Genomic DNA, 14,006 nt, shown 5'->3' with positions numbered 1-14,006 from the left:
TTTGGGTGTGTGCTTTTTGGGTGGTCGGTTTTTGGTGGGGCGCGTTTTGGTGGGGTGGGTTTGGGTTGGGTGGGGGCGGCCCCCGCTTTCGTTAGGGCGGGCAACCCCCGCTCCCACGCAGCCGTTCCTCCATACAACCCTTCTCCCACGCAGCCCTTCCTCCACGTAGCCCGTCTTCCAGGCCAACGCTGGCTGGGTTTCTCGCAGGCATAAAAAAGGGCCGTCGAAACGGCCCGAAGATCCCTGCTTGGCTAAGAGCAATGCAACGAGGAATAGCTTAACGATTCGGTTGTGGCGTCAGACGCAGATAGGGCTTCACGGCACGGTAGCCTTTGGGGAAGCGCTGCTTGATCTCGTCTTCGTCCTTGAGCGACGGCACGATCACCACTTCGTCGCCGTCCTGCCAGTTACCTGGGGTGGCGACCTTGTAGTTGTCGGTCAGCTGCAACGAGTCGATCACCCGCAGGATCTCATTGAAGTTGCGCCCGGTGCTGGCTGGATAGGTAATGGTCAGGCGCACTTTCTTGTTCGGATCGATCACGAACAGCGAGCGCACCGTCAGGGTGTCGTTGGCGTTGGGGTGGATCAGGTCGTACAGGTCGGAAACCTTGCGATCGGCGTCGGCGATGATCGGGAAGTTGACCACGGTGTTCTGCGTTTCGTTGATGTCATCGATCCACTTATGGTGCGAGTCGACCGGGTCGACCGACAGGGCGATGGCCTTGACCCCACGCTGGGCGAAGTCATCCTTGAGCTTGGCGGTCAGGCCCAGCTCGGTGGTGCACACCGGGGTGAAATCGGCAGGGTGCGAGAACAGCACGCCCCAGCTATTGCCCAACCACTCGTGGAAGCGAATCTTGCCAGCGCTGGAATCCTGTTCGAAATCGGGGGCGATGTCGCCGAGTTTGAGGCTCATGGTGCGGCTCCTGTGTCTGCGTTATGGGTTCAATGTGCCTGTCTTCGCTTCAAAACAAAAAGAATAAATATCGATTTATTTATAACTAGAATGCATACGAAATCTTAGGCACAAAAAAGCCTCGCACTAGGCGAGGCTCTTTTTGTGCAACTGCGACTTACATGAAAGCGTAAGTGTAGTTGACGATGAAACGGGTCTGATCCTGGTCCTGCGCGGAGCTGGTACCAGTACCACGATAGACGCCTTGGCGCAGGCTGAAGCCGAGCCCCTTAAGAGTACCTTCCTGCAGCACGTAGTCGATACGCGCGTCACGCTCCCATTCGGAGAAGGTGCCATTGCCGTTAGCATTACGGCCATCCTCACCACGCAGGTAGGCTACCGATGCCTTCAGACCCGGCACGCCCAGACGAGCGAAGTCGTAGGAGTACTGACCGAATGTGGTGTTTTCACCAGCCTTGGCGAACTGGTTGATCATGCTGTCGGTGAACAGGTAGAAGCTAGCACCGCCCGCACCTTCCGAAGCCGAGTTCAAACCGTCTTTACGCACGTTGCCCTGGTTCAGCCAGACGAAGCCACCGTCATCACTAACTTGCTGGTGACCCAGCATGAGGGAGTGGCCGCCGAGGGTATAAGTGAACATGGCACTCCAGGTCTTGTTATCGACCTCGCCAGGGTTCTTGGCATAACCACCGTTGTTACCGAAGTTATAGCCGCCGCCGTCGCCATTCTTTCCGTCGCTGCTGCTGTCGAAGTAGCGCAGATCAGTCTTGAACGACTGGTCATCGGCAATTTTGAAGACATGAGTCGCACCCAGGAAGTGCTGCTTGTAGAAGTCTTCCAGGTTCGAGTAGTAGTACTGCAGGGTAAGGTCTGGAGTGAGCTTGTAGTCCAGGCCACCGTAGCGGAACTTATTGCTGTCGTTGTAGGCGCCGGAGCCCGAAACAGAAAGGCCCGTACGGTTGCTCGAAGCACGACCCATAGCGTGGGTCAGCTGACCTGCGTTGATGGTCAGGTTCTCGATTTCCTTCGAGGTGATGGTTCCGCCCTCGAAGGTCTGCGGCAGCAGACGACCGTCGTTGGAGACCAAAATCGGCAGGTTCGGCGCCAGGGCGCTACCGAAGTGAGCCTCAGTCTTAGAGAAGCGAGCCTTTACGTTGGCACCGAAACGGCCCCACTGGCTTACAGAAGACTCATCACTGTCGCTCGGCATGAAGCCGCTGGCGTGGTAGCCACGACCACCATCCAGGTGGATACCCCACAGTGCCTGGGCATCGACACCAAAACCAACGGTGCCTTCGGTGAAACCGGAGATGTAGTCGAGCTTGAAGCCCTGGCCAGATTCACGCTGATCTGGACGAGGCTTGTCGCCGTGAGCTTCACGGTTGTTGTTATCGAAGTACATGGTGCGCGAGCTCAGGGACAGCTTGCTGTCCTCAACGAAACCAGCAGCGCCTGCTTGTTGGGCGAGAACCCCCAGTGCCACGGCCAGAGCCAGGCTGGACTTGTACATGTTTTGCTCCTCTACGTTCTAATTTTTGTGTATCTCAGGCGGCGGGATCTGCTGCCCCGCTCTGCCGTGGATGGGCGATTTAGTCCCAAAGTGTGACCGTGAAGTCAATCATTTCTAATCGTTTCACGACTTTGGTCTAAGACGCCCCCTGCGCTACAGGATAATGACAATCCTATAAATCCAAAATGACTGTTTTATGAATCGGTAAGACTTTTGCGGAATATCCTAGGAACCTTTACTACCAAAAGTTGTATCGGCGACCCCGTATAGAGCTTTAGGTTATTTGCAAACGTTTGCTCATAACCTTATTCCACTTCGATCTGAGGGTCGCGAAAGGCTAGCAGGCGATCCTGATTTTTCCAGGCAAGCAGGTTGTCAGTGCGGGCCTCATCGCGGGGCAAGCCCGCTGCCACGCAGAGCCCACAATCGTGAAGACGACCCAGATTGCGTGGGAGCGGGCTTGCCCCGCGATGAGGCCCGCAGGCTTAAAGCATTTGGCTCCTAAGCTAATGCTAAAAAGTTATTTATTTACGATTTCTTAGATCATCTAGTCTTCTCGCCATAATCATCCCGATTGCCTGACGAGGAGTTCAACCATGATCCCGCACACTCCGCTGCGCCTGTTCGCCGCCCTGACCCTCGCCAGCACCAGCTGGTTCGCCCAGGCAGCCGACCTGACCGTCGCTTACCAGACCACCGTCGACCCCGCCAAGGTGGCCCAGGTCGATGGCGACTATGAAAAAGCCAGCAAGGCCAGCATCGACTGGCGCAAGTTCGACAACGGCGCCGACGTGATCACTGCCGTCGCCTCGGGCGATGTGCAAATCGGCTACCTCGGTTCCAGCCCACTGGCTGCTGCCGCCACCCGCAAGCTGCCGGTGGAAACCTTTCTGATCGCCACCCAGATCGGCGCCGGTGAAGCGCTGGTCGCCCGCGACAGCATCAAGACCCCGCAAGACCTGATCGGCAAGAAAGTCGCGGTGCCGTTCGTCTCCACCGGCCATTACAGCCTGCTCGCCGCACTGAAGGCGTGGAACATCGACCCCTCCAAAGTGCAGATCCTCAACCTCGCGCCACCGGCAATCATCGCGGCCTGGAAGCGCGGCGACATCGACGCCACCTACGTGTGGGACCCAGCCCTGGGCGTGGCCAAGGAAAACGGCAAGGTACTGATCACCTCCGGTGAACTGGCGCACAAAGGCGCACCGACTTTCGACGCCTGGATCGTGCGCAAGGACTTCGCCGACAAGCACCCAGAAGTGGTCAAGGCCTTCGCCAAAGTGACCCTCGACGCCTACGCCGACTACCGCAAAGACCCCAAAGCCTGGCTGGCCAACCCTGACAACGTGGCCAAGCTGGCCAAGCTCTCGGGCGCCAAGTCCACGGACATCCCGCTCCTGCTGGAAGGCAACGTCTATCCGCTGGCCGCCGACCAGGCCGATGCCCTCGGTGCTCCGACCACCCAGGCGCTGACCGACACCGCCACCTTCCTCAAGCAACAAGGCAAGGTCGATGCGGTACTGCCGGACTACTCGCCTTACGTCAGCGCCAAATACCTCCCCAACTGATCCGGAGCCTGTCATGGCCTTGCTTGAACTGGAGCGCATCAGCGCACAGTACCCCGGCGCCGCCACCCCGGTGCTGGCCGACATCAACCTGAGCCTGGGTCCACGCCAGCTGCTGGTGGCCCTGGGGCCATCGGGCAGCGGCAAGACCTCGCTGCTCAACCTGATCGCCGGCTTCGTCGCCCCCAGCGGCGGGCGCATCACCCTTGACGGCGTACCGGTGCAAGGCCCCGGCGCCGAACGTGGGGTGGTGTTCCAGGACGACGCCCTGCTGCCTTGGCAGGATGTGCTCGGCAACGTTGCCTTTGGCCTGGAACTGGCCGGCGTAGCGCGCGCCGAGCGCGAGGCGAAAGCCCGCGAAATGCTCGCGCTGGTCGACCTGGCAGACTTTGCCGAACGGCGTATCTGGCAGCTTTCCGGTGGCCAGAAACAACGCGTGGGCCTGGCCCGGGCACTGGCGGCCAACCCCCGCGTGCTGCTGATGGACGAGCCGTTTGGCGCCCTCGACGCCTTTACCCGCGAACAGATGCAAGAGCTGTTGTTGCAGGTCTGGCAGCGCACTGCCAAGCCGGTGTTCCTGATCACCCACGATATTGAAGAAGCGGTTTTCCTCGCCAGCGAACTGGTGTTGCTGGCGCCCAATCCCGGTCGCGTGGTCGAGCGCCTGCAACTGGACTTCGGCCAGCGCTACGCCGCCGGTGAATCGGCGCGGGCGATCAAGTCCGATCCACGTTTCATCGAAACCCGCGAGCACGTGCTGGCGCGGGTGTTCTCGCAACGCGAATCCACCCGCCGGGAGGCGTCCCTATGAGCAGCCTTGAATTGCCCGTCGCCGGCAAACCCACCCGCCAGAGCAAGCCCGTGATCAAGCTGCGCCGACCACTGCCGACCCGCTGGATCAGTGCCCTGACCCTGACCACCCTGCTCGCACTGTGGTGGCTGGTGACCGCCGCGGGCTGGGTCGAGCCGTTGTTCCTGCCGTCACCTGCCGACATCCTGGCCAAGGCCTGGGTGCTGCTGACCCAAGGCTACATGGACGCCAGCCTGTGGCAGCACCTGGGCGCGAGCCTGGGGCGGATCGGCCTGGCACTGGCGGCGGCGACCCTGACCGCGATCCCGGTCGGCATCGCCATCGGCTACAACCGCATCGCCCGCGGCATTCTCGATCCGCTGATCGAGTTCTACCGGCCGATCCCACCGCTGGCCTACCTGCCGCTGATCGTGATCTGGTGCGGCATTGGCGAGTTGTCCAAGGTGCTGCTGATCTACCTGGCGATCTTCGCCCCGATCGCCATCGCCACCGCCACCGGCGTGCGCACCGTCGACCCGGCCAAACTGCGCGCCGCGCAGTCGTTGGGCGCGAGTAAAGCGCAGCTGATCCGCCATGTGATCCTGCCCAGCGCCCTGCCCGACATCCTCACCGGTATCCGTATCGGCCTGGGCGTCGGCTGGTCGACCCTGGTCGCCGCCGAGCTGATCGCCGCCACCAGTGGCTTGGGCTTCATGGTGCAGTCGGCGTCGCAGTTCCTCGTCACCGACGTGGTGGTGCTGGGCATATTGTTGATTGCCCTGATCGCCTTCGCCCTGGAGATGGGCCTGCGCGCCCTGCAACGCAAGCTGGTGCCCTGGCACGGGCAAAGCCACTGATGCTGACTGACCACGCCGGCATCCCGGCGCACGCTTACCAGAAGAGACCGACATGAGCCTGACCATCACCCCTCTCAGCCCGGCGCTCGGCGCCCAGATCAGCGGCGTGGACATCAGCCGCAAGATTACCCAAGAGCAGCGCGACGCTATCGAACAAGCGCTGCTCAAGCATCAGGTGCTGTTCTTCCGCGACCAGCCACTGAACCCGGCCCAGCAGGCCAACTTTGCGGCGCGCTTTGGTGATCTGCATATTCATCCGATCTACCCCAACGTGCCGGATACCCCGCAGGTGCTGATTCTCGACACGGCAGTCACCGACGTGCGTGACAACGCCGTGTGGCACACCGACGTGACCTTCCTGCCGACCCCGGCGCTGGGTGCGGTGCTCAGTGCCAAGCAGTTGCCGGCCTATGGTGGCGACACGCTGTGGGCCAGTGGCGTTGCTGCATTTGAAGCGCTGTCGGCGCCGCTGCGCACAATGCTTGAAGGGCTGACGGCGACCCATGACTTCACCAAGTCGTTCCCGCTGGAGCGCTTCGGCACCACGGCGCAAGACCTCGAACGTTGGGAAGCGACCCGGCGCAATAATCCGCCGCTGTCGCACCCGGTGGTGCGCACCCATCCGGTGAGTGGGCGCAAGGCGTTGTTCGTCAATGAGGGGTTCACTACGCGGATCAACGAGCTGAGCGAGCAAGAGAGCGAGGCGCTGCTCAAGCTACTGTTCGCCCATGCGACGCGGCCGGAGTTCAGTATTCGCTGGCGCTGGCAGGAGAACGACGTGGCGTTCTGGGATAACCGCGTGACCCAGCATTACGCGGTGGATGACTATCGGCCGCAGCGGCGGGTGATGCATCGGGCGACCATCCTTGGGGATGCGCCTTATTGAGCTGTATCGCCTGTCTGGGGCCGCCTTGCGGCCCTTCGCGGGCAAGCCCGCTCCCACAAGTACAGCGCCGGGAGCGGGCGTGTCGGGGCGCCGAACCAGCGCGGCGGGCTGCAAAGCAGACCCAATCTGTTACCTGACCAAATGCAAGAACTGCATATGCCGCTCGTACTGGTCGAGGATGTCGTTGATGATCTGCTCCTTGCTGTAGCCCACCAGGTCATAGTTCTGGCTACCTTCGGCCAGATGCACTTCGGCCCGGTAGTAACGACGGTTCTTCAAATCCTGGGTACCCAACCCACCCAGCGCGAAGGACGGGGTGAAATACCCACGCATCTGCACCTGGTAGATAAATGGCTGTTCCTCACCATGGCCAATCTTCAAGCTGACGTTGTCATGGCTCGGGTCATCCTGGGTAATCAGTACCAGGCCCTTCTGCTCGAACACCTCGCGCACCTCGGCAATCGCCGGACGCACGACATCGTCCATGAACCGGTACACCTCATCGCGTGAAGGGAAATGCACCGCCTGGCTCAAGCGTTGCCGCCAGCCACCCCGGCCGCGGCGCGACTGGGCGAACGGCGCCAGCGAGTGCATCTGCGCGATCTGCCGTTGCGACTCCAGATAGAACGCCTTGTGCAGCCCCCACATCATGCACAGCAAGATCAGCGAGAACGGCAGCGAGGTCAGTACCACGGCAGATTTAAGCGAATCGATACTGCCGGCGAACAGCAAGCTGCTGGTGATCAGCGCAGTCATCGCGCCCCAGAAGATGCGCAGCCAGTTCGGGCCATCTTCGTCGGCGTTGCCGTCCTTGGCCGACAGGGTCGAAAGCACCACCGTGCCGGAATCTGCCGAGGTGACGAAGAACACGAAGCTGATGAACACCGTCACGGCGATCACCGTCTTGCTCCAAGGGTAGGTTTCCAGCAGCAGGTACAGGCTCATCGACGGGTTATCCAACGCCGACTGGCCGAGCGCGGTCATGCCGTGGTTGATCACCTGGTCCAGGGCGCTGTTGCCGAAGATCGACATCCACGCCAGGGTGAAGCCCAGCGGAATCAGCAGCACGCCGAAGACGAACTCGCGGATGGTCCGGCCACGCGAGATCCGCGCGATGAACAAGCCCACGAACGGCGCCCAGGCAATCCACCAAGCCCAGTAGAAGACTGTCCAGCCACCCAGCCAGTCGCGGTTCTCGCCGTAGGCATAAACGTCGAAGCTCTTGCGCGGCAAGGCGCCGAGGTAGTCGCCCAGGTTCTGGATCAAGGTATTGAACAGGTGCTGGGTGGGCCCTGCGAACAGCACGAACAACAGCAGCGCACAGGCCAAAAACAGGTTGATGTCGGACATCACCCGCACGCCCTTCTCCACCCCGGCGACCGCCACGGCCACCGCCGCGCCCATCATCAAGGTGATGAGGATGACCTGCACCCACTGGCTATGATCGATGCCGAACAGGTAGTCCAGGCCAGCATTAAGGTGCAGCACGCCAAAGCCCATGTCGGCGCCCAGGCCGAACACCGTGGCGATGATGCCAAAGCCGTCCACTGCGTAGCCGATCGGGCCGTTGATACGTTTGCCAATCAGCGGGTACAGCGCCGAGCGCAGCGCCAGCGGCAGGTTATGGCGATAGGCAAAGTACGCCAGTGCCATGCCGACGAAGGCGAACACGCCCCAGCCATGCAGGCCCCAATGCAGGAACAGCACCTGCATTGCCTGACGCCCAGCCTCGGCCGTACCGCCTTCGCCTTGCGGCGGTTGGAGCATGTGGGTCAGGGGTTCGGAGACGCAGAAGAAGAACAAGGTGATGCTGATGCCTGCGGCGAACAGCATGCCGGCCCACGACAGGTAACTGAACTCGGGTTCGTCGTGGTCGGCACCGAGCTTGATCTTGCCGTAGCCAGACAAGGCGGTGACCACCACGAAGACCAGGTACAGGGTCATCGCCAGCATGTAGTACCAGCCAACCGTATTGGCCGCCCAGTTCTGTGCCGCGAGCAGCCAATCGCCTGCCGCTTGAGGGTTGGCAATGACCACCAGGCCGAAGATCAGGATGAAACTTGCCGCGAAATAGAACACCGGAGGGTTCATGCGGATATTGCTGGAGGAGGTGGAAGGTGCACTCATTGCGCAGGCACCTCCACGCGGGGCGTGAGGTAGAAATTGAACGGGTTCAGCAAAGGCTATTCCTCCTGTTGAACACCGGCAGCGACCAGCGTTTTACTTTGAACAAGCGTTCAAGTTAAACATGGATCGGTATTCATTGCGACCCGCAACACCCGCCCGCAGGAGCGGGCTTGCCCCGCGATAGCGGCGCTGCATTCACCCTCGCTGTCGCAGATCAAGCCCTCTCCCACGCTCTATCTCGGCACTTTCGATTACTGCTTGCCCTCACAATCAAGCTGCAGATTCGCCTGGGTGATATTGCTCTGAGCCGGCACGCTGCGGGTCAGCCAGACGTTGCCGCCAATGGTCGAGCCCTTGCCGATGGTGATACGCCCGAGAATAGTCGCCCCGGCATAGATCACCACATCGTCCTCGACAATCGGGTGACGCGGATGGCCCTTGTGCAGCGTTCCCGACTCATCCGCCGGGAAGCGCTTGGCGCCCAAGGTCACTGCCTGATAAATGCGCACCCGCTCGCCGATGATCGCCGTCTCACCGATCACCACACCCGTGCCGTGGTCGATGAAGAAGCTCGGGCCAATCTGCGCCCCAGGGTGAATATCGATACCCGTGGCCGAATGCGCCAGCTCCGAACTGATCCGCGCCAGCAGCGGCAAGCCGGCCTGGTACAAATGATGAGCCAGGCGATGGTGGATGATCGCCAGGATACCGGGGTAGCACAGCAGTACTTCGTCGACGCTGCGCGCTGCCGGGTCGCCGTGGTAGGCAGCCAGCACATCGGTATCGAGCAGCACCCGCAAGGCGGGCAGCGCGGTGGCGAAGTCCTGGATCAAGCGCAGGGCATGGGCATCGACGTCGCTCAGGTCGGTCTTGCCCTGGCGCGTGGCGTACCGCAATTCCAGCCGGGCCTGGGTCAATAGCGAGGTCAGGGCTGCGTCGAGGGTGTGGCCGACGTAGAAGTCCTCGCTCTCTTCGCGCAAGTCCACCGGACCCAAGCGCATGGGGAACAGTGCGCCACACAGCTGCTCGAGGATCTGCCGAACCGCTTCACGCGACGGCAACTCACGGCCGCCTTGCTCGCCGCTGCTGCGGCCGTTGCGGGTGCGCCACTGCTCACGCGCGCCGCGCAAGCCGCTGACGATGCTGTGCAGTTGCCAATGCCCTGGGGATGGTTGTTCGCTCACGGTGGTCTCCTGGCTGGCGGGATTTTTCTGAAAAAGTACAAGGTATGTGGACAGGCGGAGCGGGTTTGGCCTTCGATCGTGTTGGGGAATTCGAAATCGCCATCGCGGGCAAGCCCGCTCCCACGTTACGCTCCCACGTTACGCTGGCGGCGCCTGTGATCACTCTACGGCAAATAACCCTCTTGGAAAAAACAACGCTTTATTCCATCCTGCGCTAAGTCGGGCATAAGCAGCACTGACGGACTACCCTCAGAGCTGCCTGATCACTGACAAAAACTAGAAATGGGAATAACAAAATAAGTTTTTATTATTTCCAGGCCTATACAGCCCACCCCTATAGTCGCCACCCACCACTTCCACAACAAGCGCGGGGCTCTGACATGTCGAAATTCGCCAAACCGCTACTCAACGCCAGCCTGGCCATCCTGCTGGGCACCGGTCTGCTCAGCCAGGCCTTCGCCGGTGAGCAGCTCAAGACCATCAAGGACAAAGGCGTGCTCAGCGTCGGCCTCGAAGGCACCTACCCGCCCTTCAGCTTCCAGGACGAAAATGGCAAGCTGGCCGGCTTCGAAGTCGAGCTGTCCGAGCTGCTGGCCAAGGAGCTGGGGGTCAAGGCCAAGATCCAGCCGACCAAGTGGGATGGCATCCTCGCTGCCCTCGAGTCCAAACGTTTGGACGTGGTGATCAACCAGGTGACCATCTCCGAAGAGCGCAAGAAGAAGTACGACTTCTCCGAGCCCTACACCGTGTCCGGCATCCAGGCGCTGATCCTGAAGAAGAAGGCCGCAGACCTGAAAATCGAGAGCGCCCAAGACCTGGCTGGCAAAAAGGTCGGTGTAGGCCTGGGCACCAACTACGAGCAATGGGTCAAGCAAGACGTGCCCAAAGCCGAAGTGCGCACCTACGAAGACGATCCAACCAAGTTCGCCGACCTGCGCAATGGTCGTATCGATGCGATCCTGATCGACCGCCTCGCCGCACTGGAATACGCCCAGAAAGCCGAGGACACCGAGCTGGCTGGCAAACCCTTCTCGCGCCTGGAATCGGGCGTGGCCCTGCGCAAAGGCGAGCCGGAACTGCTCGACGCGATCAACAAGGCGCTGGACAAACTCAAGGCCGACGGCACCCTGGCCAAGCTGTCCGAGAAGTACTTTGGCGCTGACGTGACTAAATGATTGAAGAAAGCTTGCAACTGGTAGCCGATTCAGCGCCCTTCCTGCTCAAGGGCGCAGGCTACACCGTGCTGCTCAGCGTTGGTGGCATGTTCTTCGGCATGGTCCTGGGCTTTGCCCTGGCCCTGATGCGTTTGTCGAAGATCTTGCCGCTGAACTGGCTGGCGCGCATCTACGTATCGTTCTTCCGTGGCACACCGCTGTTGGTGCAGCTGTTCGTGATCTACTTCGGCTTGCCACAGATCGGCATCGAGCTCGATCCGATCCCGGCTTCGCTGATTGGCCTGTCACTGAACATGGCGGCGTATATCTGTGAAATCCTCCGTGCGGCGATCTCCTCGATCGACCGTGGCCAGTGGGAAGCTTGCGCCAGCATCGGCATGACCCGCACCCAGGCGATGCGCCGGGCGATCCTGCCGCAAGCCATGCGCACCGCCCTGCCGCCGCTGGGCAACAGCTTCATTTCGCTGGTCAAGGACACCGCCCTGGCGGCGACCATCCAGGTCCCCGAGCTGTTCCGCCAGGCGCAGTTGATCACCGCGCGCACGTTCGAAGTGTTCACCATGTACCTGGCCGTGGCAGTGGTCTACTGGATACTCTGCACGATCCTTGCGCACTTCCAGAACCGCATGGAAGCGCGGGTCAACCAGCATGACCAGGAGCACTGAAGATGATCGTAGTAGAAGGCCTGACCAAGCGGTTCAAAGGCCAGACCGTACTCAACGGGATCGACCTGACCGTGCAGCCCGGCGAAGTCATTGCCATCATCGGCCCTAGTGGCTCGGGCAAGACCACCTTCCTGCGCTGCCTCAACCTGCTGGAAACACCCGATGCCGGACGCATCCAGATCGGCGACATCAGCATCGATGCCAATCGCCCGCTGGGCGGCCAGCAGAGTGCGATCCGCCGGCTGCGCCAACAGGCCGGGTTCGTGTTCCAGAGTTTTAACCTGTTCCCGCACCGCACCGCCCTGGAGAATGTCATCGAAGGGCCATTGGTGGTCAAGAAGACGCCGCGCGACAAGGCTGTCGAGCTAGGGCGGCGCTTGCTGGCCAAGGTCGGCCTGGCGGGCAAGGAAGACGCTTACCCACGGCGCCTGTCGGGTGGCCAGCAGCAACGGGTGGCGATTGCCCGGGCCTTGGCCATGGAGCCGGACGTGATCCTGTTCGACGAGCCGACATCAGCGCTCGACCCGGAGTTGGTCGGCGAGGTGCTGGAAACCATCCGCGGCCTGGCCGAAGAGAAGCGCACGATGATCATCGTCACCCACGAGATGAGCTTTGCCCGGGATGTGGCGAATCGGGTGATCTTCTTCGACAAGGGGGTAATCGTCGAACAAGGGGAAGCCAAGGCGTTGTTTGCCAATCCGAAGGAAGAACGCACGCGACAGTTCTTGCGTAAGTTCTTGGGGACGGCGGCCTCGCAAGACTAACCACCTGTTGATCTGAGCGTGGGAGCGGGCTTGCCCCGCGATAGCGTCGGTGAATTCACTGGCGCTATCGCGGGGCAAGCCCGCTCCCACGTTCGTTTCACGGTCAGAAAACTGCTTCTATTTATATTCCAAAAGGTTAGTTCATAAAGTTTTTATAAGCGAATAGGGTATATACACCGGACCACCGGACCAACAAACGTCTGTCGCCACCACCACCCGCGACACAGCCACTTTTGTGAGGTAAGGAATGGTCAGGATCACAATCACCCCAGTGCATAACGCCAGGGCATTGAGTGCAGCCAAGGAGCGGTACTGATGTCCAGCCAGCCAGAAACCCTGTTCGCCAGCGACCTCGACAGCTCACCACTGCTGTTGCCTGCCAAGATCCTGCGCAATGACGCCGAAGCCCTGCAGGCCGCCCACGAACTTGCCCAAGTTGCCCGCCAGCAGGCCGCCCGCCGCGACCAGCAGCGCAAACTGCCTTGGGCCGAAATCGAGCTGTTCACCCGCAGCGGCCTGGGCAGCATCAGCATTCCCAAAGCCTTCGGTGGCCCGGATGTTTCTTTTGAAACCGTCGCCGAAGTGTTTCGCATCATCAGCGCCGCCGACCCTGCGTTGGGGCAGATCCCGCAAAACCAGTTCGGCATGCTCCAACTGCTGCGCCTGACCGCCACCGAGGCTCAACAAGCGCTGATTTTCCGCTCCGTGCTCGACGGCTGGCGCATCGGCAATGCCGGGCCTGAGCGCGGCAGCAAAGACACCCTGACGCTCAAGGCGCGAATCAGCCGCGATGGCGAGGGCTATCGCATCAGTGGTGAGAAGTTCTATTCCACGGGGGCGCTGTTCGCCCATTGGGTGGCGGTCAAGGCCCTGGATGACGAGGGCCGCCAGCGCCTGGCATTCGTGCGCCGTGGCAGCCCTGGCTTGCGTATCGTCGACGACTGGTCCGGCTTTGGCCAACGCACCACGGCCAGCGGCACGGTGCTGCTCGACCAGGTGCCGGTGGACGCGGAACTGGTCATCGACAACTGGCGTCAGCGCGACCTGCCGAACATCCAGGGCGCAGCTTCGCAGTTGATCCAGGCCGCGATCGACGCGGGTATCGCTGAAGCGGCCATCGATGATGCGATCAGCTTCGTGCGTGACAAATCGCGGCCGTTCATCGATGCCAATGTCGAGCGCGCCAGCGACGACCCTTACGTGATCGCCGACATCGGCCGCCTCAAGCTCGAACTGCACGCCGCCGAGGCGCTGCTGCGCAGGGCTGCGCGAGTGCTCGATGAGGTCAATGCTGGGGAGATCGATGCAGACGCCGCCGCGCGCGCCTCGATTGCCGTGGCGCAAGCCAAGGTGCTCACCACCGAGATCGCCCTGCAGGCCAGCGAGAAGCTGTTCGAACTTGCCGGCAGCCGCGCCAGCTTGGCCGAGTTCAATCTCGATCGGCATTGGCGCAATGCCCGCGTGCACACCCTGCACGATCCAGTGCGCTGGAAGTATCACGCGATTGGTGCCTACCACCTGAACGGCACCCGTCCTGCCCGACATTCCTGGATCTGAGTGAGCGCCT

The 14,006-nt window shown here is 61.4% G+C and carries 12 protein-coding genes; 8 read left to right on the top strand and 4 right to left on the bottom strand.

Annotated elements, in window-relative coordinates:
• Positions 1 to 277: 277 nt before the first annotated feature.
• A complete protein-coding gene (locus ACI2JX_RS12890; RefSeq protein WP_186552877.1) occupies positions 278 to 916 on the bottom strand; it encodes a peroxiredoxin in 639 nt (212 codons plus the stop codon).
• 157 nt (positions 917 to 1,073) lie between these two features.
• A complete protein-coding gene (locus ACI2JX_RS12885) occupies positions 1,074 to 2,426 on the bottom strand; it encodes an OprD family porin (RefSeq protein WP_404690213.1) in 1,353 nt (450 codons plus the stop codon).
• A gap of 596 nt (positions 2,427 to 3,022) precedes the next feature.
• Between ACI2JX_RS12885 and tauA the strand changes: the two genes are divergently transcribed.
• The 4 genes from tauA to tauD are packed head-to-tail and all read left to right on the top strand — an operon-like array spanning position 3,023 to position 6,524.
• Complete coding sequence (gene tauA / locus ACI2JX_RS12880) at positions 3,023 to 3,994, top strand: taurine ABC transporter substrate-binding protein (RefSeq protein WP_264237263.1); 972 nt, start codon at positions 3,023 to 3,025, stop codon at positions 3,992 to 3,994.
• A gap of 13 nt (positions 3,995 to 4,007) precedes the next feature.
• On the top strand, positions 4,008 to 4,802 hold the full coding sequence (tauB, locus tag ACI2JX_RS12875; protein WP_186552881.1) for a taurine ABC transporter ATP-binding subunit: 795 nt from the start codon (positions 4,008 to 4,010) through the stop codon (positions 4,800 to 4,802).
• Positions 4,799 to 5,638, top strand: a complete 840-nt coding sequence (gene tauC, locus ACI2JX_RS12870; RefSeq protein WP_404690212.1) for a taurine ABC transporter permease TauC — start codon at positions 4,799 to 4,801, stop codon at positions 5,636 to 5,638. The genes tauB and tauC overlap by 4 nt, the downstream gene beginning before the upstream one ends.
• Before the next feature lie 52 nt (positions 5,639 to 5,690).
• The gene (tauD, locus tag ACI2JX_RS12865; protein ID WP_404690211.1) at positions 5,691 to 6,524 is read left to right on the top strand and encodes a taurine dioxygenase; all 834 of its coding nucleotides are present in this window, start codon (positions 5,691 to 5,693) and stop codon (positions 6,522 to 6,524) included.
• A 129-nt stretch (positions 6,525 to 6,653) separates the two neighbouring features.
• On the opposite strand, the gene betT is transcribed toward tauD, so the two are convergent.
• Both betT and epsC read right to left on the bottom strand, forming a co-directional pair.
• Positions 6,654 to 8,651 (bottom strand): choline transporter BetT, encoded by a 1,998-nt coding sequence (gene betT / locus ACI2JX_RS12860; RefSeq protein ID WP_264237260.1) that lies wholly within the window; start codon positions 8,649 to 8,651, stop codon positions 6,654 to 6,656.
• Positions 8,652 to 8,902: 251 nt separating this feature from the next.
• Complete coding sequence (gene epsC, locus ACI2JX_RS12855; protein WP_404690210.1) at positions 8,903 to 9,835, bottom strand: serine O-acetyltransferase EpsC; 933 nt, start codon at positions 9,833 to 9,835, stop codon at positions 8,903 to 8,905.
• A gap of 380 nt (positions 9,836 to 10,215) precedes the next feature.
• On the opposite strand from epsC, the gene tcyJ reads away from it, so the two are divergent.
• The 4 genes from tcyJ to ACI2JX_RS12835 all read left to right on the top strand — a co-directional run bounded on the left by tcyJ (position 10,216) and on the right by ACI2JX_RS12835 (position 13,996).
• Entirely contained in the window at positions 10,216 to 11,010 is a 795-nt protein-coding gene (gene tcyJ, locus ACI2JX_RS12850; protein ID WP_404690209.1) for a cystine ABC transporter substrate-binding protein, read from the top strand.
• Entirely contained in the window at positions 11,007 to 11,675 is a 669-nt protein-coding gene (gene tcyL / locus ACI2JX_RS12845; RefSeq protein ID WP_392468245.1) for a cystine ABC transporter permease, read from the top strand. Before tcyJ ends, tcyL begins: the two co-directional genes overlap by 4 nt.
• A 2-nt stretch (positions 11,676 to 11,677) precedes the next feature.
• Positions 11,678 to 12,439 (top strand): L-cystine ABC transporter ATP-binding protein TcyN, encoded by a 762-nt coding sequence (tcyN, locus tag ACI2JX_RS12840; RefSeq protein ID WP_392468247.1) that lies wholly within the window; start codon positions 11,678 to 11,680, stop codon positions 12,437 to 12,439.
• Between the two features lie 315 nt (positions 12,440 to 12,754).
• Positions 12,755 to 13,996 (top strand): SfnB family sulfur acquisition oxidoreductase, encoded by a 1,242-nt coding sequence (locus ACI2JX_RS12835; protein ID WP_404690208.1) that lies wholly within the window; start codon positions 12,755 to 12,757, stop codon positions 13,994 to 13,996.
• The last annotated feature ends 10 nt before the right edge of the window (positions 13,997 to 14,006 follow it).

The sequence above is a fragment of the Pseudomonas sp. NPDC088890 genome, from assembly GCF_044900155.1.
GTDB classification, from domain to species: Bacteria; Pseudomonadota; Gammaproteobacteria; order Pseudomonadales; family Pseudomonadaceae; genus Aquipseudomonas; species Aquipseudomonas urmiensis.
This window is presented reverse-complemented; position numbering and strand designations above follow the sequence as displayed.

Coding starts and splice junctions, on each gene's coding strand:
- ACI2JX_RS12885 (WP_404690213.1), bottom strand. CDS start 2,426: ATGTACAAGTCCAGCCTGGCTCTGGCCGTGGCACTGGGGGTTCTCGCC.
- tauD (WP_404690211.1), top strand. CDS start 5,691: ATGAGCCTGACCATCACCCCTCTCAGCCCGGCGCTCGGCGCCCAGATC.
- tauB (WP_186552881.1), top strand. CDS start 4,008: ATGGCCTTGCTTGAACTGGAGCGCATCAGCGCACAGTACCCCGGCGCC.
- tcyL (WP_392468245.1), top strand. CDS start 11,007: ATGATTGAAGAAAGCTTGCAACTGGTAGCCGATTCAGCGCCCTTCCTG.
- ACI2JX_RS12835 (WP_404690208.1), top strand. CDS start 12,755: ATGTCCAGCCAGCCAGAAACCCTGTTCGCCAGCGACCTCGACAGCTCA.
- betT (WP_264237260.1), bottom strand. CDS start 8,651: ATGAGTGCACCTTCCACCTCCTCCAGCAATATCCGCATGAACCCTCCG.
- tcyN (WP_392468247.1), top strand. CDS start 11,678: ATGATCGTAGTAGAAGGCCTGACCAAGCGGTTCAAAGGCCAGACCGTA.
- tcyJ (WP_404690209.1), top strand. CDS start 10,216: ATGTCGAAATTCGCCAAACCGCTACTCAACGCCAGCCTGGCCATCCTG.
- ACI2JX_RS12890 (WP_186552877.1), bottom strand. CDS start 916: ATGAGCCTCAAACTCGGCGACATCGCCCCCGATTTCGAACAGGATTCC.
- tauC (WP_404690212.1), top strand. CDS start 4,799: ATGAGCAGCCTTGAATTGCCCGTCGCCGGCAAACCCACCCGCCAGAGC.
- tauA (WP_264237263.1), top strand. CDS start 3,023: ATGATCCCGCACACTCCGCTGCGCCTGTTCGCCGCCCTGACCCTCGCC.